This is a genomic window from Paenibacillus sp. YSY-4.3 (assembly GCF_054767475.1).
This window is the reverse complement of record NZ_BAABMC010000003.1, coordinates 528,367-548,919: the sequence shown is the minus strand read 5'-3', so window position 1 is coordinate 548,919 and position 20,553 is coordinate 528,367. Positions and strand designations below refer to the sequence as shown.

The 20,553-nt window shown below is 47.7% G+C and carries 23 protein-coding genes and 1 tRNA gene; 11 read left to right on the top strand and 13 right to left on the bottom strand.

What is annotated here, in order from left to right; translation table 11 throughout:
- Window positions 1-21: 21 nt before the first annotated feature.
- Window positions 22-936 (bottom strand): ROK family protein, encoded by a 915-nt coding sequence (locus ACYUJT_RS13330; protein WP_460323311.1) that lies wholly within the window; start codon window positions 934-936, stop codon window positions 22-24.
- Between the two features lie 112 nt (window positions 937-1,048).
- On the opposite strand from ACYUJT_RS13330, the gene ACYUJT_RS13325 reads away from it, so the two are divergent.
- Window positions 1,049-2,083 (top strand): LacI family DNA-binding transcriptional regulator, encoded by a 1,035-nt coding sequence (locus ACYUJT_RS13325; RefSeq protein ID WP_460322784.1) that lies wholly within the window; start codon window positions 1,049-1,051, stop codon window positions 2,081-2,083.
- Between the two features lie 72 nt (window positions 2,084-2,155).
- Here ACYUJT_RS13325 and ACYUJT_RS13320 read toward each other — a convergent pair whose 3' ends face one another.
- The gene (locus ACYUJT_RS13320; RefSeq protein ID WP_460322781.1) at window positions 2,156-2,770 is read right to left on the bottom strand and encodes a superoxide dismutase; all 615 of its coding nucleotides are present in this window, start codon (window positions 2,768-2,770) and stop codon (window positions 2,156-2,158) included.
- 194 nt (window positions 2,771-2,964) lie between these two features.
- Here ACYUJT_RS13320 and ACYUJT_RS13315 point away from each other — a divergent pair, with 194 nt between their 5' ends.
- Window positions 2,965-3,222, top strand: coding sequence for a YuzB family protein (locus ACYUJT_RS13315; RefSeq protein ID WP_460322778.1), 258 nt, complete (start codon window positions 2,965-2,967; stop codon window positions 3,220-3,222).
- 103 nt (window positions 3,223-3,325) lie between these two features.
- On the opposite strand, the gene ACYUJT_RS13310 is transcribed toward ACYUJT_RS13315, so the two are convergent.
- Together ACYUJT_RS13310 and trhO are read right to left on the bottom strand one after the other, a co-directional pair.
- Entirely contained in the window at window positions 3,326-3,958 is a 633-nt protein-coding gene (locus ACYUJT_RS13310) for a helix-turn-helix transcriptional regulator (RefSeq protein WP_460322776.1), read from the bottom strand.
- A 25-nt stretch (window positions 3,959-3,983) separates the two neighbouring features.
- Window positions 3,984-4,877, bottom strand: coding sequence for an oxygen-dependent tRNA uridine(34) hydroxylase TrhO (gene trhO / locus ACYUJT_RS13305; protein ID WP_460322773.1), 894 nt, complete (start codon window positions 4,875-4,877; stop codon window positions 3,984-3,986).
- 120 nt (window positions 4,878-4,997) lie between these two features.
- On the opposite strand from trhO, the gene ACYUJT_RS13300 reads away from it, so the two are divergent.
- The gene (locus ACYUJT_RS13300) at window positions 4,998-5,690 is read left to right on the top strand and encodes a PIG-L deacetylase family protein (protein WP_460322770.1); all 693 of its coding nucleotides are present in this window, start codon (window positions 4,998-5,000) and stop codon (window positions 5,688-5,690) included.
- Between the two features lie 91 nt (window positions 5,691-5,781).
- Here the strand turns inward: ACYUJT_RS13300 and ACYUJT_RS13295 are convergent, their stop codons facing one another.
- Entirely contained in the window at window positions 5,782-6,324 is a 543-nt protein-coding gene (locus ACYUJT_RS13295; protein ID WP_460322767.1) for a DoxX family protein, read from the bottom strand.
- 206 nt (window positions 6,325-6,530) lie between these two features.
- Window positions 6,531-7,304, bottom strand: coding sequence for a polysaccharide deacetylase family protein (locus tag ACYUJT_RS13290; protein WP_460322764.1), 774 nt, complete (start codon window positions 7,302-7,304; stop codon window positions 6,531-6,533).
- 191 nt (window positions 7,305-7,495) lie between these two features.
- On the opposite strand from ACYUJT_RS13290, the gene ACYUJT_RS13285 reads away from it, so the two are divergent.
- Complete coding sequence (locus ACYUJT_RS13285) at window positions 7,496-7,657, top strand: hypothetical protein (RefSeq protein ID WP_154674770.1); 162 nt, start codon at window positions 7,496-7,498, stop codon at window positions 7,655-7,657.
- A gap of 61 nt (window positions 7,658-7,718) precedes the next feature.
- Here ACYUJT_RS13285 and ACYUJT_RS13280 read toward each other — a convergent pair whose 3' ends face one another.
- The 3 genes from ACYUJT_RS13280 to ACYUJT_RS13270 form a co-directional block, all read right to left on the bottom strand.
- Window positions 7,719-8,459 (bottom strand): hypothetical protein, encoded by a 741-nt coding sequence (locus ACYUJT_RS13280; RefSeq protein WP_460322761.1) that lies wholly within the window; start codon window positions 8,457-8,459, stop codon window positions 7,719-7,721.
- A 3-nt stretch (window positions 8,460-8,462) separates the two neighbouring features.
- Window positions 8,463-9,560, bottom strand: coding sequence for a hypothetical protein (locus tag ACYUJT_RS13275; RefSeq protein WP_460322758.1), 1,098 nt, complete (start codon window positions 9,558-9,560; stop codon window positions 8,463-8,465).
- Window positions 9,561-9,645: 85 nt separating this feature from the next.
- Complete coding sequence (locus tag ACYUJT_RS13270; RefSeq protein WP_460322755.1) at window positions 9,646-10,311, bottom strand: flagellar brake protein; 666 nt, start codon at window positions 10,309-10,311, stop codon at window positions 9,646-9,648.
- Window positions 10,312-10,453: 142 nt separating this feature from the next.
- Between ACYUJT_RS13270 and ACYUJT_RS13265 the strand changes: the two genes are divergently transcribed.
- Window positions 10,454-12,472 (top strand): bifunctional diguanylate cyclase/phosphodiesterase, encoded by a 2,019-nt coding sequence (locus ACYUJT_RS13265; protein WP_460322753.1) that lies wholly within the window; start codon window positions 10,454-10,456, stop codon window positions 12,470-12,472.
- Between the two features lie 43 nt (window positions 12,473-12,515).
- Here the strand turns inward: ACYUJT_RS13265 and ACYUJT_RS13260 are convergent, their stop codons facing one another.
- Window positions 12,516-13,652, bottom strand: a complete 1,137-nt coding sequence (locus ACYUJT_RS13260) for a response regulator (RefSeq protein ID WP_460322751.1) — start codon at window positions 13,650-13,652, stop codon at window positions 12,516-12,518.
- Between the two features lie 408 nt (window positions 13,653-14,060).
- Between ACYUJT_RS13260 and ACYUJT_RS13255 the strand changes: the two genes are divergently transcribed.
- Complete coding sequence (locus tag ACYUJT_RS13255) at window positions 14,061-14,864, top strand: hypothetical protein (RefSeq protein WP_460322748.1); 804 nt, start codon at window positions 14,061-14,063, stop codon at window positions 14,862-14,864.
- 482 nt (window positions 14,865-15,346) lie between these two features.
- Here the strand turns inward: ACYUJT_RS13255 and ACYUJT_RS13250 are convergent.
- Window positions 15,347-15,419, bottom strand: a tRNA-Val gene (locus ACYUJT_RS13250).
- A gap of 189 nt (window positions 15,420-15,608) precedes the next feature.
- On the opposite strand from ACYUJT_RS13250, the gene ACYUJT_RS13245 reads away from it, so the two are divergent.
- The 3 genes from ACYUJT_RS13245 (at window position 15,609) to ACYUJT_RS13235 (ending at window position 16,872) form a co-directional block, all read left to right on the top strand.
- Window positions 15,609-15,854, top strand: coding sequence for a hypothetical protein (locus ACYUJT_RS13245; RefSeq protein ID WP_460322746.1), 246 nt, complete (start codon window positions 15,609-15,611; stop codon window positions 15,852-15,854).
- Between the two features lie 242 nt (window positions 15,855-16,096).
- Window positions 16,097-16,543 carry a GNAT family N-acetyltransferase gene (locus ACYUJT_RS13240; RefSeq protein ID WP_460322744.1) on the top strand — a complete coding sequence of 149 codons (447 nt, stop codon included), beginning with the start codon at window positions 16,097-16,099 and terminating at the stop codon, window positions 16,541-16,543.
- Window positions 16,544-16,632: 89 nt separating this feature from the next.
- On the top strand, window positions 16,633-16,872 hold the full coding sequence (locus tag ACYUJT_RS13235) for a DUF3892 domain-containing protein (RefSeq protein ID WP_460322741.1): 240 nt from the start codon (window positions 16,633-16,635) through the stop codon (window positions 16,870-16,872).
- 67 nt (window positions 16,873-16,939) lie between these two features.
- On the opposite strand, the gene ACYUJT_RS13230 is transcribed toward ACYUJT_RS13235, so the two are convergent.
- Window positions 16,940-17,674 (bottom strand): MBL fold metallo-hydrolase, encoded by a 735-nt coding sequence (locus ACYUJT_RS13230; protein WP_460322739.1) that lies wholly within the window; start codon window positions 17,672-17,674, stop codon window positions 16,940-16,942.
- 185 nt (window positions 17,675-17,859) lie between these two features.
- Between ACYUJT_RS13230 and ACYUJT_RS13225 the strand changes: the two genes are divergently transcribed.
- On the top strand, window positions 17,860-18,417 hold the full coding sequence (locus ACYUJT_RS13225; protein WP_460323309.1) for a copper amine oxidase: 558 nt from the start codon (window positions 17,860-17,862) through the stop codon (window positions 18,415-18,417).
- Between the two features lie 127 nt (window positions 18,418-18,544).
- Window positions 18,545-18,862, top strand: coding sequence for a DUF1292 domain-containing protein (locus ACYUJT_RS13220; protein ID WP_055107530.1), 318 nt, complete (start codon window positions 18,545-18,547; stop codon window positions 18,860-18,862).
- A 95-nt stretch (window positions 18,863-18,957) separates the two neighbouring features.
- On the opposite strand, the gene ACYUJT_RS13215 is transcribed toward ACYUJT_RS13220, so the two are convergent.
- Complete coding sequence (locus ACYUJT_RS13215) at window positions 18,958-20,433, bottom strand: aminotransferase class I/II-fold pyridoxal phosphate-dependent enzyme (RefSeq protein WP_460322735.1); 1,476 nt, start codon at window positions 20,431-20,433, stop codon at window positions 18,958-18,960.
- Window positions 20,434-20,553 lie beyond the last annotated feature (120 nt).

Here is a 20,553-nt window from a genome sequence, read left to right as displayed (position 1 = left end):
TCTTCCCTTCTTCTAGTATGATTAATACTTCATATGGATCAGGGCGGCGGCCCCGATCAGGCCTGCATCTTGATTCAGTGCGGCAGGTACGATCGGGGTGCTCTGCCCCGACGGGTTCAAGGCACATCTTCTTACATAATCCTGTACCGCGTTAAACAGAGGTTCGCCTACCTGTGAGACACCGCCCCCGATAACCACTTTCTCTGGATCGAATGTGTTGATCAGCGTGACGCAGCCAATGCCGATGTAGCGAAACACTTGGTCGATCAGCGCCTTCATGCCGGCATGCCCTTCCTGGGCCAGATCGAACACCTCTTTAGAGGTGACGTCCCTGCCAAGCAGCCGGGAAGCTTGTCTGGCGATAGCCGTGCCGGAAGCGACGAACTCCCAGCAGCCCTGCTGGCCGCATACACAGTCTCCGGCGGACGGATCAATGACGAGATGCCCCACGTCGCCAGCGTTGCCGGTTGAGCCCGTAATCAGCTTGCCGTGCGAGAATATCCCCGCGCCGATGCCCGTGCTGATCGTAATAAAGATGAAATGGTCGGCTTCCTGCGCGGCTCCTTGCCATTTCTCGGCCAGAGCAGCGGCCGTGGCGTCGTTCTCGAATGCAATCGGTAGTTCGAAATGTCTCTTCAAGGATTCACGCAAAGGGAAGCCGTGCCAAGCCGGCATATTGGGCGGCTTTACGATATGGCCTGTCTTTGTATTCAAAGGTCCGGGAGCCCCAACTCCGATGCCGGCAATTTGGGCTTCGTCCAAATTCTGTTCCGCTAGCAATTGCTTGACGGCATTGGCAATACGTTCTACCATCATGTGCGGGTCAATCGATTGGTCTGTAGGCAGGGACGTCTTGGCACATACCTTTCCATCCGAATCGATGATCCCGATGGCTGTCTTGGTGCCGCCGATATCGATGCCTATCGCATATTTCACTTCCAAGTCGAATACCTCCTGTATTCTATGATAACTTTACAAACTTGACAAAATTATTTTTTGTAAAGTATATTTAGGTTAAGTTTATCATGTTTTGAGAGGGTTGAAAAGAATGGCCCAAAGAAAGAAAATATCTATGCAGGATATTGCCGACAAGCTGGAAATTTCCAAAAATGCCGTATCGCTGGCCCTGACGAATAAGAAGGGGGTAAGCGAGGAATTGCGCAATCGCATTATCCATACAGCTAAGGAAATGGGATACGGCCCTTATGCCGTTAGCGACAGCGGTGAATTCAATATTCTCGTGCTCGTGCCGGAGCGGATTATGAGCTACCAGGACAACGATCATTTTCAATTTTATCACGACATGATTTGGGGGCTTGAGAAGAGCATACGCAGCAAAGGCTTCAACGCTGTCATCGCGCCGATTGACCGCGAATCCGAGCAGCACCTTAAGCTGCCGCGCCTGTTCACGGATATTTCTTACCGGGGCGTTATATTGTTTGGAATTACACGTCCAGAATATACACGTCTTGTCTGGGAGCAGCAGGTCCGGCTCGTGATGATGGATTCCTATCACCGGGAGCTGCCTTGTCCGGTCGTTACTTCGGCTAATATGGAGGGGGCATGTGAAGCGGTATCCTATCTGATGGAGTGCGGGCATACTGAAATCGGGTTCATCGGCCCTGTCAATTTGACGACTAGTCATGAAGAGCGCTGGCTGGGGTATTGGAAGGCGATGCAGAGCGGAGGACTGAAGGTAAAAGGGGAGTATTGCTTGACGTCTTCGGAAGGATATGATTATACGGTAGAGGAAATATCCTCCTTTTTGTCGGGGCTGACCGAGCTGCCCAGCGCATTTTTTTGCGGCAACGACCGCATTGCCTATATATTGGCCGAGGTGCTCCAGAAACGGAATATCGCCGTGCCTGGGGACATTTCGATTGCAGGCTATGATGATCTCCAGTATGACAGCAGCTCGGGCGTGAATATAACGACGATGCGCGTAGAGAAGGAGCGAATGTGTGATGCTGCAGCGACGCTGCTGCTTTCATTGCCTGAACCCTCGCGGGAAGCGGTCCGCTGGAGTATCGCGCCAACGTTGATCGTCCGCGAATCGGTGCAGAGGAAAGCAGAACGTACATAAACACGAATACACAATACAAAAGACGGACATCTCGGTAAAGAGACGTCCGTCTTTGTCTTTGCGATGACTAGATTATTTGTTAAGAGCTGCTTCATAACGTTTCTCAACTTCAGACCAGTTGATGACGTTGAAGAAAGCTGCGATGTAGTCAGGGCGTTTGTTTTGGTACTTCAGGTAGTAAGCGTGCTCCCATACGTCCAGGCCTAGGATTGGAGTTTTGCCTTCCATGATTGGGGAATCCTGATTAGGCAGGCTGTATACGGACAATTTGCCGTTGTCTACCGCAAGGAATGCCCAGCCGCTGCCGAAACGAGTCGTAGCTGCTTTCGCAAAATCTTCCTTGAACTTGTCGAAGCCGCCAAGCTCGTTGTTGATTGCATCAGCAAGCTTGCCGGAAGGCTGCCCGCCACCGTTTGGTCCGATTGTTTCCCAGAACAGGGAGTGGTTGGCGTGTCCGCCGCCGTTGTTGCGAACCGCTGTGCGGATGCTCTCAGGAACGCTGTCCAGATCGGCGATCAGGTCTTCCAGAGATTTGGATTGAAGCTCAGGAGCGGACTCCAGTGCCGCGTTCAGGTTCGTTACATAAGTATTGTGATGGCGATCATGGTGAATCATCATCGTTTGTTCGTCGATATGTGGTTCAAGTGCGTTATTCGGGTAAGGTAGAGCAGGTAATTGATGTGCCATAATTTAAATCATCCTCTCTAGTGTATATGTAGTGCCCTTTATTTCTCACAATCATCATTATAAATATTTACGAACACTTAGTCAACTTATATGTATGTTAAGTATATTAAATGGGTAGATAGTATTGACAAATGGTAGGACGTTCATCATAATAATTGAACTGTAACGAAAACGTACATTTGAGGTGACCTACGGTGGGCTTGGGAATCGTCGTTGTAGAAGTATGCGATAGCAATCTGCTCAGCTCGGTAGAGCTGGAGCAACTGGAAGAAGAATATCCCGAGATAGCTGTTCTCCGCCTCGACTGCCTCAATTTGTGCGGCCTCTGCAAGCTAAGGCCCTATGCGATGGTCAATGGCAAGCGGGTATTTGCCAAGACGGTTGAGGAGTGCGTGCAGCTGATTAGGCAGACGATTGAGGAGGAGCTTCGGGCTTTTAATGATATAGAGTGATGTTCCCTGTTTAATCATACCCAATTGCAGGCAAAAGAAAACCTTCGGCGCTGAAAATCGACGGCTCCGAAGGTTTTTTACATATTATCGTTTTTCTATTTTCTTATTCAGGATTGGAAATAACATAAATGCATCTTTTTCCGTCTTGCGCCAGGCATTCCGTGCGCTCAACCTCTGTATTCAGCAGCGATTTGAACAAGCTTAGTTCGCAGTCGCAGGCGTGGTTGTAGCGGTTTGCGATTTGCGAAATCGGACAGTTATGCTCCTTCAGTACAAAATCCCCATCATCATTTTGCTCGCATTCGGTCATATAGCCGTTCTCGTTCTGAATTTGAGCCAGCTTCTTTACTTTATCGGCAAAGGGAATGCCTTCCATGCTTGTCTGGTACTGCAGCTTCAGCTTATCCCGGCGCTTCTCGAAGAGCAGTCTGATCGTATCCTCACCGTTCTCATTTTCGAGCTCTCCCAGCAGATCAAGGGTCAATGTATGATAATTTTTTGGAAAAAGACTTTCGGCCAGTTCTGTAAGCCCGAATACCGAGGTGGGTCTGCCCATCGTCTGCCGGGTCATCTTGGATTCGATCAGCCCGTCACGCTCCATCGTGCCGAGATGTCGCCTTACCGCCATTTCCGTAATCTGCAGCTCGGACGTAATTTCTTTGGCGCTAAGAGGGCCGGATGTTTTCATCATGTGCAAAATCCGTTCCCTCGTCGGCAGCTCTTTGATTTGGTTCATCGTGACACTCCTTGCTAGAATGACATTAGCCGTTGGTTGCAGTGTGTACGGCTTCTTTGCATTCGCTGCTGCAGAATCCGTGATGCTCTTCTTCGCAGGCTTCGCAGCAGACGTGCTGGAGATTGCACACGGGACAGTTAATATAGCGGTCATTCGTCTCTCCGCAATGGTAGCAGCTCGCAATAACGATATCCTCATCGGTGCGGTTGATCGGCACGGAAATCCGCTCGTCGAACACATAGCATTTGCCGTCAAATAAATGTCCCTTTACTTCGGGATCTTGGCCATAAGTGACGATTCCGCCCTCTAATTGGGCTACGTCCGTAAAGCCCTCGTGCAGCAGGAAGCCGGTCAATTTCTCACAACGGATTCCCCCTGTACAATAAGTCAAAATTTTCTTATCCTTATATTGGCCCAGGTTCTCGCGTATCCACTCCGGGAACTCGCGGAAGGATTCTACTTCCGGACGGATGGCGCCGCGAAAATGGCCGATATCATATTCGTAGTCGTTGCGGCCGTCGATGACGATGACGTCCTCCTGCTGCAATTGCTCGTGGAATTCGACAGGAGACAGCCGTTTGCCGCTGATTTCGTTCGGGTCTAATTCATGCTCGTAACGGAAAGTAACCAGCTCTTTCTTGTGGCGAACGAACATTTTTTTGAAGGCATGGCCTTCTACTTCATCGATTTTGAAGACGATGTCGTGGAATAGCGGGTTGGCCCGCATATCGTTCATGTATTTCTCCGTTTGTTCTATCGTTCCGGACACCGTTCCGTTAATGCCTTCGGAAGCGATGAGGATACGTCCTTTGAGGCCGAGGTCTTTGCAATACTGCAAATGCTCCGCGGTAAATACTTCTGGAGATTCGATGTGTGTAAATTTATAATATAGTAACACGCGGTATGCGGTTTTGCTCATTATGATCACCTATCTATATTGGATTCTTCTGCATTGTAGTGAATTTCAACTACTTAGTCAATATTAAAGTATAGTAAGTATATTAACGAAAATCTACAGGATATTTAAGGAGACGAGTTTATGAACAGAACGGTTGGCTTTATTTATGCGCATCCCGACGATGAAACTTTTGGCTGCGCTTATCTGATTCGGCAGATTGCGGATGGGGGAGATAAGGCGGTGCTGCTGACGGCAACGAGGGGAGAAGCGGGGAAAAGCGGCAGGCTCGGAGCCATGACTTCGGAGCAACTGGCGGGCATTCGCGACCAGGAGCTTCAGCAGGCCGGGGACATTTTGGGCATCGCGGAAATCGAGCAGCTGGATCTGGGAGACGGCAAGCTGCGTGAAGTGAAGCAGGAAGTGCTTGTCGATAAAATTGCCGCGTTTCTGAATAAACATCGGGCTGAGGTGGTCGTTACTTTTCCGGCGGACGGCATTTCCGGCCATTCCGATCATATCGCCATTCATCATGCGGTAAATACAGCGGTGTTCAGCGGGGCGTGCAGCTCTGTCCAGAAGCTGTACTATAACATAATGGGGAGCTCTGGGGCCGAATCTGTGCTCGAGCTTAAGGGAGAGGGGCTGCAGGAGACGAAGGCCAAAGCACTCGCAGCGCACGAATCACAAATTTTATCGATCGAACGTGTATTTGGCAAGCTGGACGGGGGCCCGCCTTGGCACTTCGCGCCAGAATCATTCCAGCTCGTATGGGAGCGGGGGAGCTTTAACCCTGCGAAGCATGAGCGCTCGGTCTTTGATGGCTTGGCAGATTGAGCTAAGCACTTATATTGGTTTGTCAGGCAAAAGAAAGGCTGCTCCTCTTCTTGAGGAACAGCCTTGTTGTTTTTTATGCTAGCCTAGGCAGTTATGCGCCGTGGTTGACTTTCAAATGCGGCTTGCCGGCAGGGCCTTGCGCTTTAGTTGCTGTATTTCTTTTGTTAAACAGCCCGCGAAGGTAAGGGAGTACGTAGTAGTCGAGTCCGATTTTTCCTGCATTGGCGGCTGCTACGACAACCAGTACTTCAAGCAAGAGCATTTGCGCATTCGTGCTCACTGTGCCCGAGAAGAGGAACGCGGCGTTCATCACAAGTCCCATCAGCGCTGCAAAGGTAGTGAAGGTACCGAGGATGAGGCCAATGCCGACGAGAAACTCACCGTAAGGGACGAGGACGTTGAAGATGTCTACTCCAGGCAATGCGACATGTTCTAGAAATGCTGCCCACCAGCCTTGCACTGCCGGATTGTCGCCGGTGCTCTTGGCTATGGCTCCAGCCAGATAACCTCCGGCATCAAAGCCTCCCGTAATTTTGCCCCATCCTGCTTTCATCCATTGGAAGCCGAGATAAATCCGGACGATGGTCAGGAACCACATTGCAAATTTATTTGTTCTGAGGAAGTTGTTAAACATAATTACCACTCCTTATTGTGATGTTCTTTTTTTAATGTTTGTTTGAAGGATGATCATCTTTGATGTCTTTATTATAAGTGATTAATTTCACAATATATGTGATTTAAATCACAATTAATTAATTTTTAATAAATAAATTTTTAAGTACCCGAAAAAAATAAAGCAGCGAAGAAGGGTGAGCTTCTCCGCCTGGCTATAATGAGCGTTCAGTGAATGACTTTTTTCAGCTTATGATCGGGCTGGACTTTATGAGTTATCAACTCGGTTACGGTTACAAAGGAATAGCCCTGTTTTTTGAGCTCGGGCAAGATCTGCTTAAGGGCTTCGACGGTTTGTGTGCTGTTTGCCACATAATCATGCATGAGGACGATGTCGCCGCTGCGTGCGTTCGTGAGCACTTTTCTGACGATTTTACTTACGCCCGGGGATCGCCAGTCCTTCGTATCCTGGTGCCAGGACCAGAGGATGAATTTCAAACTATTCTCTTTGGAGACGTTGATGAGCGTTTCGTTGTAAAATCCGCCGGGGGGGCGAAAGAGCACAGCCTTATAGCCCGTGGCCTGGAAAATGGCCTGCTGGGTCTTGCTGATTTCGTTTTGCATATTGCTTTTGCTCAAGCTTTGAAACGATGGATGCCGATACGAGTGATTGCCGATCTCATGGCCTTTAGCCAGCTGCATTTGTACGATTTCAGGGTATTTCTCTACCCGTTCCCCAACAACGAAAAAGGTCGCCTTGGCGTTGTATTGATCCAACACGTCCAGAATTTGCAGCGTCTGGCGGGGATCTGGACCGTCATCGAACGTAAAGGCAATGCATTTGTCCTCGGTCGGGACCTCCCACACGATATCGCCGCGCTCCTCATAATAAGCCCTGTCTTTGAGCCCGAACGCAGGGCGGGCCGACAGTGGGTGTGGGAATAGGGGGAAGACGAGGGTCAATGTCAGAAACGGAATGAACAATCGGGTATATTTAGACATCTGAAAGCTATCCTCCATTATGCGGTCGTTAACCAACGTTTAGTTATTTTGCTGCATTCTGATGATTTTATCCTTGCCGGGCTTTTTTCTAAGAAGGGAAGCGGGCAGCCAGCAATTTAGCATATCTTTGCATACAAGCAGGCCTGCAGGGCTGGGATGTCGAATAAGATGATGGTGGGGAGGTGATGAGGATGAAGAGAAATAGCGTAAAAACATTCTTCAACACAAATATTGGTGATCTTGAGAAGGAGATCAACGACTGGCTGTATGAGAATAGAAGATTTACTGTCCAGTCCATTCAGTATGCGGCGGAAGGAAATAGTTTCAGCGCCCTTGTGTGGTATTTGGTGTAATCATTCTTCCTTTGGACGTAACGGCGTAACAAAACCAAAAAAACCTTTGGAGCCAATGGCTTCAAGGGTTTATGGTGTTGATCAGATATGAGGCGGACAAGGAGACAAGCAGAGCGCCGCCGATCCACCACAGCATTTTGCGGAATATCAGTTTCTCCGCCGCCTTGACTTTCTTCTGCTGCTCATCGGCGATTTCTTGCCTGAGCTGCTCCAGCAGCTCCTTTTTCCAAATCTCCAAAACTGCCCGATGTTCTTTCATTTCCTGCTGCAGCTTCTCGTTCCCGAGCTCCTGTTCTTGTCTGGATTGCTCCATGAGCCGCTGCTCGGCTTCAGCGATCATCGTCTGCTGATCCCGTATGACGGCCAGGATTTGCTGTGCCTGCTCATGGCTAATGCCCCAGAGCTGCTCGATATGCTCTTGCTGCTCCCGGATCGCATCGTTCTGCTCTTTAAGTTCCCGCTGCTGCCGATGCAGCACGTTTTGCTGGTCCTTGATCACCTTGGCGTACATCGTCGTAAGCATGGCCAGCCCGATATTCATTTTCGAGCTTTCGATCAGTGTCTTCTCGGCATTCGCAAGCACCTTATCATTGCCCCCGGTAAAAGAGCCCCACCACATTTTAAACATGCCCTGCTCGGAGAGCTTGTCCAAAGAGTCCTGGGCATCGTCCAGATGTTCGACGACTTCGGTAATTTTAGGAATGAGCGAGGAAATATCCACTTTGCTCAGCATCTCATCGGTTATTTTTATTTTCGCCAAATCTTCGATTTCGCTTTGAAGTACGGTCATTTGCTTGCTCATCAGTTACTCACCTTTGCGTCGTTCTAGCAGCCGAAGAACCTCTGAGTAGGAATCCGTGACATCATCGATTCGCTCCGCTATCTTATGGTTGTTAAATACAATGATGCTCTGGTTATCTTTTATGTCCGCATAGTCCTGAATGGACTCCTCATAGGCGCTGTGTATGCCGCTCATCATGGTAGCGTTGTCATACAAGGCCAGCAGATCGCGTTCTTGGCCAGCAAAGGAGAGGTGCCTTGCGGTAATAAGCTGCTTGCGCAAATCCATACTCTCTTTAGCGATTTGGAAGCAGTATTTCGCAATCATTAGGAGCTGGGGGACATTGAGCAGAAACGGATTCTTGGTAACCGCCACCTTGCCGAGATTGAACAGCATGGCGAAGGAATGCGTGAACAGCAGCATTTTGCTCCGTTTGGAGCGGATCGCTTCTTTAGACACGTCTGCACTAAAATAGCGAAGGAACATATACACTCTCAGCATGACTTCGATAGCGGCAACGCTTAAGGCTTGACCTGTAACGATGCGCAAATTGAAACCATGGTCAATGTACAGCTTCTCCGCGAAGGCAGGCATTTGATCGCCGTTCAAATTGGCGAGAATCGTCATGCCGGGAATGGGCAAGGAGCGTACCGTACAAAAATCTTTAAACAAGTGCAGCAAATTGACAATGACGGCCGTTCCGAAGTCGAGCTGCTCGTATTCCGGAAACTCCTTGACCAATTCGCCCCAACCTACGGACGAGACCCCGGCATATTCGCCAAACATCGTTTGCCGGACGCCTTCGAAGAATCGAAATAGATCATGCCCGTAGGAATACAGCCGGTGATCTCCGCCAAACGCTCCCGGTTCTTGATAGTCAATGGGATTGTTTTTTAAATCGTACTGCTTGAGCTGCTCTCCGAGCCCTCCGAAGGAGCTGTTCGTAATTTTCGGCTCATCCATGCCTTTAGGATGTCCGATGACCAGGTCGCATAAAGCACCAATACTGCCGCTAAGCACCATCATGATCCAATCCCATTTGTCGAGAGATAGCTTGTTGTCGTGTAGATGGTCAAAAGAAATATCATTGATAAAGTTCGCGTTCAGTATGGAATCGTCCATCGCTCTCGTTCACCTCGGGGCTAAAGAGTGTAGTCTATCAGTTGTAGGTAAATAGGACTATTCGACAAAAATGGACTAAATCCTTTTATAGCGAATAATTTTTAAGTTTGTTTCTAGCTTCAACCTGCTTAAACAAACAATACTTAATAATGTCGGAGCGGATGGATTCCTTCATTTGAACAAATTCCAGCGAAACTTTAAAGTTATTGTCCGGGAGTTCTGTACAGTTAACAATCTTTCCATGAAACTCGACCGTATTTTGGGAATTGTTCGTCTCCAGGTGCATAATTCCCGCCACAAGCTTTTCGACCCCCACTTCAAAGCTGCAAAGGAAGGATAATCCGCCTCCGCTAATATCCTTAGTTGTTACCTTGATAAATTCGTCATCGTTCGGATGTCCGGCCGGTTTGAGATTCAAATTTAATTCCACCTCGACGGGAACCCGGAAGAAGCGGCGTCTTTGTGCTTTTTTTATGCGGCTTGCGGGCGGAGCAGGGAATGACAGCTGGTTATGCTGCAAGCTTATCTCGGTGTCAAAAGAGTATAGCACCCGCTCCTCGCTATGAAAGAAGATCGTTACGGGTATATTGCCGGTCAAGGTTAAATAACGGTTCATGCGGTTGATTGGTTTTTGTATGTAAAGCCGGTTATTCACCTGATGGATGATTTGCGTCTTATACATAACTCCTTCCGGGGTTTGAAGCTCGAGCAGCTGGCCTTTCCAAAACTCGATAATAGCCGAACCTTCCATGAATGAATCTCCTTTCTTTAGTATTTTGCATATTCGATTACAACAAAGACAACTATACAATACCTATACACGAAGCGATTCCCGGGCTGTCAAGTTTTTGTAGAGCCTATACTCTTAATATATATGGTAAGGGGGGGAATCAATGAACATAGAAGGCAGTTATAATTACTATATTGTGGCACTCTCAGTAATAATTGCAGTATTGGCATCGTATTCCGCTTTGACCATAGCGGCAAAAATCTCTCTCGCTAACGGGAAAACTAGGTTTTTCTGGCTTCTGGCGGGCTCCTTAGTCATGGGCAACGGCATATGGTCGATGCATTTTGTGGGAATGCTGGCTTTTCATATACATATGACGGTTCGCTATGATGTCTGGCTGACATTAGGATCGCTGCTGGCCAGCATAATTTCTTCGTTTATTGCATTTTACATCACGATCCCTCGGGATATTAAATGGCATACCATCGCCATCGGCGGCTTCATCATGGGCAGCGGGGTCGTTACGATGCACTACATGGGAATGGAAGCCATGATTATGCCGGTTGACATTTATTACGATAAAACGTTGTTGGTGCTATCGGCTGTCATTGCTTTAGTAGCTTCCTATGCGGCGTTATTCCTGTTCCTCCGTTTTCGCAGTGAATCTTCGACAAGCTGGTCCAAATGGCTGTCGGCAGCTACGATGGGCATCGCAATTTGCGGTATGCATTACACGGGAATGGAGGCAGCCATGATGGAGCATTCCACAACCGTGGATATGCTGGCACAAGCTTCGACGGGCGTGGACTTGTTCCTGCTGTTTGGTGTGACGGTCGTCATCTGTATCATTCTGCTCGTGTCTTGGGGAGCGCTTTTCTTCGACCGCCACGTACTCGAGAGGCTGGCCTATCTGGACGCGATTACCGGGCTGCCGAACCGTAACGAAATGAACCGGTTCTTCGATTCGCATGTGGGCACCGAGAAGATCGGCGTTCTGTTTCTCGACTTGGATCAGTTCAAGGCAATCAATGATACGCTCGGCCACAATATCGGGGACCTGCTTATTCAGGAAGTCGGTATCCGTCTTCGCAAGTACATCCGTGAGGATCAGCAAGCATTCCGCATCGGCGGCGACGAATTCCTGCTCATTATTAAGCATTGCAGTCCTCAGCGGGCGGAACAGCTGGCCCAACAAATTTTGCAAAGCATTAAGCAGGTTTATCACATTGAAGGCAATGAGCTGTATGTCACCGGCAGTATCGGCATTAGCATCGGCTCGATTCGGGATTCTGACCGCTCCGTGCTGCTCAAGACCGCAGATACGGCGATGTACAAAGCAAAGGGGCTCGGTAAAAATCAATTCTGCTTCTACAGCGAAGAAATGGGCCTTCAATTGGTACGCAGAATGGAGCTTGAGAAAGACTTACAGCTTGCCCTGGAAAAAAACCAGTTCTTTATCGTATACCAGCCCAAATGGAACGTTAAAACGAGCAGCCTGGTCGGATTCGAGGCACTGATCCGCTGGGAGCATCCGCGTCTTGGCTTGGTTGCCCCTGGAGAGTTCATCCAAATCGCCGAAGGAACCGGGCTCATCGTCCCGATGACAAGATGGACGCTGGAGGTGGCTTGCCGCCAGTGCAAGCTGTGGCAGTCACAGGGATTGCAACAACCGGTTTCCGTTAATCTGTCGGTTCGGCTCTTTCAAACCGATAGTTTGCAGGAACTTGTCCGGGGCGTGCTTGATAAAGTGGGCTTGGCTCCTCATCTGCTTGAGCTGGAGATCACTGAGTCGATGGTATTGTACGATATCAACGACATTATCCGCCAGCTTCAAAGCCTGCGTAAGCTAGGCGTGCGGGTATCCATGGATGACTTCGGAACCGGATATTCCTCGATCGGGCTGCTGGACCGGATTCCCATCGATACACTAAAGCTGGACCGTCTATTTACGAATGATTTAGAGAGCCCCAGCAAAAGGGCGATCATCAACGCAATCATTATGATGGCTGACCATCTTCAGCTTGATGTCATTGCCGAGGGCGTCGAGACACAGGAACATATCGAGTTTTTGACCCAGCTTGGCTGCCATGTGATGCAAGGTTATTATTACGGCAAGCCCATGAGAGACGACGAGATCGGCGAATGGGTCAAGAAGCATGAACACTACATGAGTTTAGTCTGAATGCTCCAAAATTGCAAAATCGGCTGGCCAACGATTGTAAGCGTTATTCTTCGTGTTCCAGTTTCCAATCGTCGTACCAGTCCGTTATATATGTACTTGGCTGTTCATTGAACTCTTCTAATAAAATAGCGACAAGCAGGCGGTATTGCCGGTGGACAGCCAATGAATTTTTATTTCCCGCGAAAATTTTAATCAGCGCAAAATGCGCTTCTTCCGCGATAGGATGCTGATGGCAGATTTCCAAATATTTTTCCACAGCTTTCGATTGCTGATGGCTCGACATGTACCATTCAGCCATTCGGAACGAGGCGCGCAGCCATAGCATCTTTAATCTCTGGCGCTCGCTTTCCGCCCACCAGTAGTCGTATTCCTTCAGGTAATCGTCTTTAAACAATTTCATCATGCCGATATATTCGCCGATCGTTTTACTAGTTAAAGGCGGGCTGGATATGATAAAGTTCTCCCATTCCTCGACATCGACCAGAACATTATTCAAATTTAAAATATACCCATCAACGGAGTTCGTAAGTGAAAAATAGTCCTCGTACTGCTCCAAGGTTTTGCGAATATGGTAAATGACCGTGTACAGCAAAGAAAACGCCCGGCTCGGCTCATATTCGGGCCAGAGCAATTCAATCAACGTCGACTTGCGAATAAACTGGCCGCGGCATTGCAGCATATACAGGAATAGCTCCTGAGCCCGGGTCGTCCGCCAGCGCAGAGGGGGCAGCTGCTTCTCATCGAGAATCATTTGAAACTGGCCCAGCATTTTAATTTGCAGCGATTGACTTTGCTGCGCAAGCCGATCCAAATCGAATGCCGTCTGCGACCGGTCAATCCGCTGGAGCGTATTCATTAATCTTTCGGTTTTCACCGGCTTGAGCAGGTAATCCAGCGCATTGAGCTCAAAGGCTTTTACCGCATAGGCTTCGTACCCCGTCACAAACACGATTTTTAATTCAGGCTTTATTTGTAAAATTTCTTCCGCCAGCTGAATCCCATCCACATCGGGCAATTGGATATCGAGAAAAACGAGGTCGACAGGTTGATCAAGTATTTCTTGCTTCCCCAATGCCGGATCCGTAAACTTCCCCATAATTTCAATCCCGGGAATCTGCTGCAGCTGTTGTCCCAAATAGTCCAGTGCAATTCTTTCATCATCCAGAAGAATAACTTTCATCGCGCTCTCCCTACATGTGTAATAACATCTGTAACAATCTAACAATTCCAATAAAATACTATAGACTATGAATCTATACAATCTCTGAACAAATTGTTTCTTTAATGGGAAGATATCGGCAAGATATGGAATTTTCTGCAGTGTTAGGAGAGTTTTTTGTCGAATTTTGCCTTGTGATTAACTTTACTGTTGTTCTTTGCTTTTCAGCAATAGCAATTGAGATGGAGAGGAGAAGAGAAGTAACTAGAAATGAGAGGGGAATATTTTCACGAAAGAAAGAACCCTTACAATCGTAAGAGTTCTTTCCGTATGATCTGTAGTGGGCTCGAACCACTGACCCGAATGGAAGGAAAATTTAGGAATGATGTCGAAATACCTCCATAATTAAATAATAATACGGGGGAAGCTATGAAGAAAATTGTATGTTGTACAGTACTACTTTATCTCGTCTTATCAGCATCATCTTATGGAACTGTTATTGCTACTAGCAATGAAGAGAAAGAAACCATTATTGCTGAACAGTCGGGTATATTTTATCAGCAGCTTTACATTGATCAAAAAGAGTATAACGATAGAATACTAAATACAATTTATTGGGCACTAGGAGGGTTAGGTTCTGCCATTATTGCAATTGTTGGTTTAAATGTATTTAATAGCTATCGGAATAATAAGGAAGGGTTAGAAGTAATTAAAAAAGAATTAATAAACTCAAATGAGAAGTTTATAAATAAGGTAAAAACTGAATTAGAAGAACATTTTAACGAGCTAAATGAGATCCATTCAGCTGAGATCTCAAAACTTATTGAAGAAGCTACAAGTGGATTAGATGCGGGGATTAATGCTTTATCACAGAGAGTAGATTTGGATTTAAATCAGATAACTAAGGATATTAGTTATACAGAAGCTGTGTTAAATAGAAAGTTAAAGCAAGAAGAGTTAACGCTATGCAAAATTGAAGCGGAGGTTCATAAACTTAGGAGGGTTCCAGCTACTGCAGTTTCAATGTACTGTAAGGCAATAACTTTAGAAATAGAACTTGGTGTATCTGCAGAGTATACTTTAGGGAAAACTTTAGACTTACTTAACACATTTGAGGATGTAACGAACTTTTTATTTCAAGATTTGTCCAATTTAATTGGGGTACTGCCTGACAAGTATCATAGTTTTAAATTAAGGATAGAGGAAATACTTAAGGAAATTAAAATTGCCTAATTAATGAAGTACAAAAAAACAAGAAAATGACAGGGTTGAAATGCACTCCTTAGAATTCATCGATTAAAACGAAGGGGATATCAATGTCTAATACTAAGGGGTGCACTTCATCTTTGCTGGCCGGGTTTGTAGAGAAATAAATCAATTTCAGTCCATCTAAGCGTCTAACCCAAGCCTTTTGTCCCCACTTTGTCCCCAAAGCCTCTGAAAGCTCGGATTGAGAGGATGGAAAAAAATAAAAAAGCCCTTAATAGGCAAGGACTTTAAGTATGATCTGTAGTGGGCTGACCACTGACCCCCACCCTGTCAAGATGGGAAGCGGGGGATGAGCATTATGGTTTAATCGAATGTAGATCCAGTCATATCAAGGGATTAATGCGTTTTATAAAAATTCCCCGAGTAATCTGAAACCAAATTCATGACCATAATTCTAAAGCAATGAGAAAGAAAATAACCCTTACGCCGTAAGGGTTATTTCGTTATGATCTGTAGTGGGCTCGAACCACTGACCCCCACCCTGTCAAGATGGTGCTCTCCCAGCTGAGCTAACAGATCAGATGCAATTAGTGAAGACAAGAAATATCATATCAGGTTACATGAACTCTGTCAAACCTTTTTTTAAAATAATAAGAGATTATGCAGAAAGACGTTTTTTACGTATAAAGGATACGGCTCCAGCCGAGAATAAATTTAGCAGGCAGTAAGGCCGAAACACCAAGAAACACGACAGAAAGGATGAACACCATGCAGCACAAGAAGCTAGCGAAAGCTGCACAACTTCCTCGTAAAGCCACCGCTAAAATAGTTTTTGCCGTCGGCACCGTTAGCCTGCTGCTGCTGGCCAGCGGATGCGGATTACAGCCAAGTGAAGAAACTATGCTGCGGCAGCAGAAGCTTCCTTCATGGTTCGGCCAATCCGTTCGTGATAAGGTATACGGCAAATCCGTGCGGGATCATGTATATTCGAAAGAGGTCATTACCCCTCCGTGATCAGAATTAATCATCCTCCCATTTCCGGGAATAACCCTTCTTGATGGCGTAGAACATGGGAACGATAAGTATAACGGATATTAGCACGGCTGCAGCAATCGTCAAAACGACCATGGTATAGTGACTCCTTCCGGGGTAGATGTTTAATTAAAACGTAGTTATTTTACAACTATACACGAAAAGCTTTTTTTTGTATAATGATGCAGTTTGCAGAGTAATGAAGCAACATGGGAGGGGTATCAATGGCTGCTGCTGTAATTATTGCCGTTAACTCGGAAGAGCAATTGGAGAAATGCTTGAACATTCGCAAGGAAGTTTTCGTAGAGGAGCAGAAGGTGCCGATCGATCTGGAAATCGACGAATATGATGTGATCAGCCCGGATGCTGCTCATGTGCTGATTGAAATGGAAGGCACGGCTGCGGCAACGGGAAGAATTACGTACTATAAAGATAACAGCGCCAAAATGCAGCGGATTGCGGTGCGGAAGCCGTTCCGTTCGCAGGGCCTCGGCAAAATATTGCTGCTCGCCATGGAAGAACGGGCCAGAGAGCTGGGCCTGACGAAGTCCGTTCTTGACGCGCAGTGCCAGGCCGAGGGATTTTATGCCAAGCTTGGTTATGAGACGATCTCAACGGAGCCGTTCTATGATGCAGGTATTCTGCATGTGCGCATGGAAAAGCCTTTATAGGCATCACTCCTCATATATATAGCCGCTGCGGGCCACACTAAAGGCATCCCTGCTGGGAATCCCAGTATATTAAGGAGATGTGATGAAGGATGGCTGTTGACAGCAGAGAGACTTTTATCGCGGTTCAAAGGAACGGGGACGGCAACTTGACCCGGTTCAAAACCTCCAGTGGCCGTATATTGAATTACGAGGACGCGCTGAGTGAAGTAAATGCTGGTGCCATTGCGGGTGTGAACATGTTCAAGGGAAAAGACGGTGAGATGTATATCCGCGGCGATGCGGACGGAGATCCATCCAACAATTTGGATGCGCTGCCCACATTCGAATAGAATAAGCGAAGAAGCAGCCTTGGGGTAAGTACCCCTTGGCTGCTTTGTCGTACAGTATGCGCTGCCCCTATAATTTATAGACTTCATGCTGGCGCAGGAAATCCATTTCCATCGTCTGGCCGATAAAGCTTTCCATTTCGTCGCCGTAGTGCATCAGCGAGATTTTCGTCCGGATGTCCGCGGGCAAGGTCAGCAGCTCTGCCAGAGTAGTGTGAACCTGGCCGGGGCCCGTCAACTGCACTTCATGCAGAATTTTGCGGCAGCCGCGCCGATATACGAGCTCCTTCAGCAGCTCAGGCTGAAAGATCATATCCGCACTGTAAAAAATTTCGCCGTTCAAGTATAAAGAGTAGCTGTTCTTCCCGGGTATATGCGGAGTGCGCATGATTTCCAGCGAGAGGCCGGGCGCGAGCTCTGAGATCTCTCCTTCGCGAAGGACATGGACATGAAAGGCGTCCTCTAGCGTCTCGATGCCATCCTGGCCTAGCCCGCCTTTCAATGTATTCTCCCACAGCGGTTCAGCCAGTGGCTCAGGAACGTAGAGGACAGGCTTTCGTCCATGGCCGTATTTCATGCGGAAAGCATATTCCTCCAATCCGCCGACATGGTCGCCGTGAATATGAGTGATCAGAACGGCATCAATGGCTTCCATCGGCTTGCCGATCCGGTGAAGCGCAAGCGGAGCCGTGATTCCGCAGTCGATCAGCAGCGTAAAACCGTCTGCGTACAGCAGTCCGTTATTGTTGTAATATTGCTTGGCAAAAGCGCCGCCTGTACCAAGCATTTGAAGGCGAAGCGACAAACGGATTCCCTCCTTAACGTTCTTTGGTATACATTTCTAATTTACACGATTTCCCTAATAAGAGAAAGGAGCTCTTGCATTCTCGCAAAAAATAAGAGCGATTTGCAGAAAACACCGCAACTTGGGCAGCTTGCAGGAGTATACATTAACATCAACATGAATCAATTGGAGGGCTATTGATGAACTTGAATTGGAGAAGAGTAGCGGTACTAGTATTGGCATTCTCCCTTGCGGGCGGATCCATGCTGTTTGCAGATTCGGCAACCCAGAAGGTAAAACTGTATTTGGACGGCCGTGAAGTGGAAGATGGCGGCTATGTGATCGATGGCAAAACTTATGTCCCGGTCCGAGAGCTTGAGGGACTGGTTGAATATGACGAAGCGACGAAGAAGGTTAATTATTACAAGCCTAACGTGCATATTTTCTTATTTAAAGGCAAGGATGTGTTTTCCGATATCGAGAAGACCGGCAAGCTCAAGTTCAGCGTATTCTCGCAAATCGACAATTTGAGAACGGAAATATCCGCTGTCAGGGTGGCGATTACGGCCCCGGACGGTTCCTCCAGAACGATCCAGAGCAAGGACGTTAAAGACACCGGCAGCAACTTCTATTTCGTTACCGACGACTATACGTATGATTTCAAAACCGCAGGCAAATATACGCTCGGCTTCTATATGAAACCGGCATCCGGCAACTCCGATTTCGTACTCGTGTCGGAGAAAAGCATCAATGTGCTGAAATAATTCATTTTTGCGCCATGAATGCCTCGATACTGAATTGACCTGCCCCGTAAAAAAATGATACGATACGAGAGGAAACTGACAGGTTCATCCAAACAACCAACAAAACAATTTAAAGCGAGGTATTTCAATGAGCGATCACAAGCATGAACACGGAGAAGCGTGCGGCTGCGGACACGATCACGACCATGAGCACGAGGAGTTTGTGCTCACGCTGACGGACGAAGAAGGCAATGACGTGGAAATGGTTCTCGTCGAAACATTCGACGTAGCTGAGAAAGTATATGCGTTGCTGCTTGAGCGGAACAATCCGGAAGCGGACGGCATCATCCTTCGTCTGGAAGAAGAGAACGAGGAAATGGTTCTCTACAACATTGAAGATGAGGACGAATGGCGTCAAGTGGAGGCGGCCTACAACGAGCTAGTCTCCGGTCAAGATGAAGTGTAGAATGCTTGTCTATAGATCTATGAGCTGAATTGAAGAGAAGCTCCCCGGCTAGGGGAGCTTCTTTGGATATGAGCACTGGATATAAGTGGCAAGCGCTAGAAAATAGGGTCGGCTTCGACGATAACCTTGACCTGATTGATGTACCGGTCTTCTGGCCCCTTCACGGGAAGTCCTACCTCCACATGATCGACGATATAATCGATATTGTCCTGGGATATGACTTCTCCAGGCAGGAGAATCGGAATGCCTGGCGGATATACATAGATGAATTCAGCAATGATCCGGCCTGCCGATTCTTTAAACGGCACGACCTCAGTATCCGCATAGAACGCGTCGCGCGGAATGAGTGAGAGCTGAGGAATCTCCGGAATTTTTACGATTAGCTCATTAGCATTATTTTCTTTATAATACAATTTAGACAATTCACGCAGCGCCGTAAGCAGGGTTTCCACGGTTTCTTCCGTATCCCCTGGGGTAATGAAGCAGAGAATGTTGTACATGTCGCTGAGCTCTACCTCGATATTGTAGTGCTCTCTGAGCCAGTTCTCCGTCTCATAGCCAGTGATCCCAAGATGGCGGACGTGAATCGTAAGTTTGGTTGGGTCATGATCATAGGTAGCCTCGCTGCCGAGAATCTCCCGTCCGAAGCAGTACAAGCCTTCGATCTTATTGATTTCATGGCGGGCATGATGCGCCATATCCAGAGCGCGCTGTATCATTTCCCGCCCGTGCAGCGCCAGGTTCCTTCTCGACGTGTCCAGTGAAGCGAGCAGCACATACGAGGTGGACGTCGTGGTCAGCATGCTGATGATCGTCTGAACGCGCTGTGGATTAACGTATCCGTTCTTTACGTTCAAATTCAGCACGGAGCTCTGCGTCATCGATCCGCCCAGCTTATGCACGCTTGTCGCGGCCATATCGGCGCCTGCCTCCATCGCCGACATTGGAAGCTCCTCATGGAAATGAATGTGAACCCCGTGCGCTTCATCAACGAGTACTGGAACGTTGAAGCTGTGGGCGAGGTCGACGATTTCCTTCAAATTGGCGCAGACGCCGAAGTAGGTCGGGTTGATTACCAGCACCGCCTTGGCATCCGGATGGCGCTTCAGGGCTCTCCTTACGGAAGAAGTGGTAATGCCGTGGTCGATCCCCAGGTTCTCGTCTTGTGCAGGGGAGACGAAGATCGGCTTGGCGCCAGCGAAAATAATTGCCGACATGACGGATTTGTGCACGTTCCGCGGAACGATGATTTTATCGCCAGGAGCACAAATGGACAGGATCATCGTCATAATCGCGCCGCTCGTTCCTTGAACGGAGAAGTACGTATAATCGGCACCGAACGCGTCCGCTGCCAGCTTCTGAGCCTCTTCGATGACGCCGGTAGGCTGGTGCAAATCGTCGAGCGGTGCAATGTTGATCAAATCGATCGAAAGGGCATTATCACCTATGAATTCTCGAAATTCCTGATCGGTTCCAAGTCCTTTTTTGTGCCCAGGAATATGAAATTGAACGGGATTGCCGGCCGCGTGTTTCTTAAGCGCGGTAAACAGCGGTGTGACTTGATGATCCATGAAGGCCATCCCTGCCTTTCCATGCTAAATTTTTAAACAAAATTGAGTATAGCAAAAAGAGAGTGGAATGCAAGTGGAGAGGATAAAATAGAAATAACTTTACGATTATAAAGAGAAGAA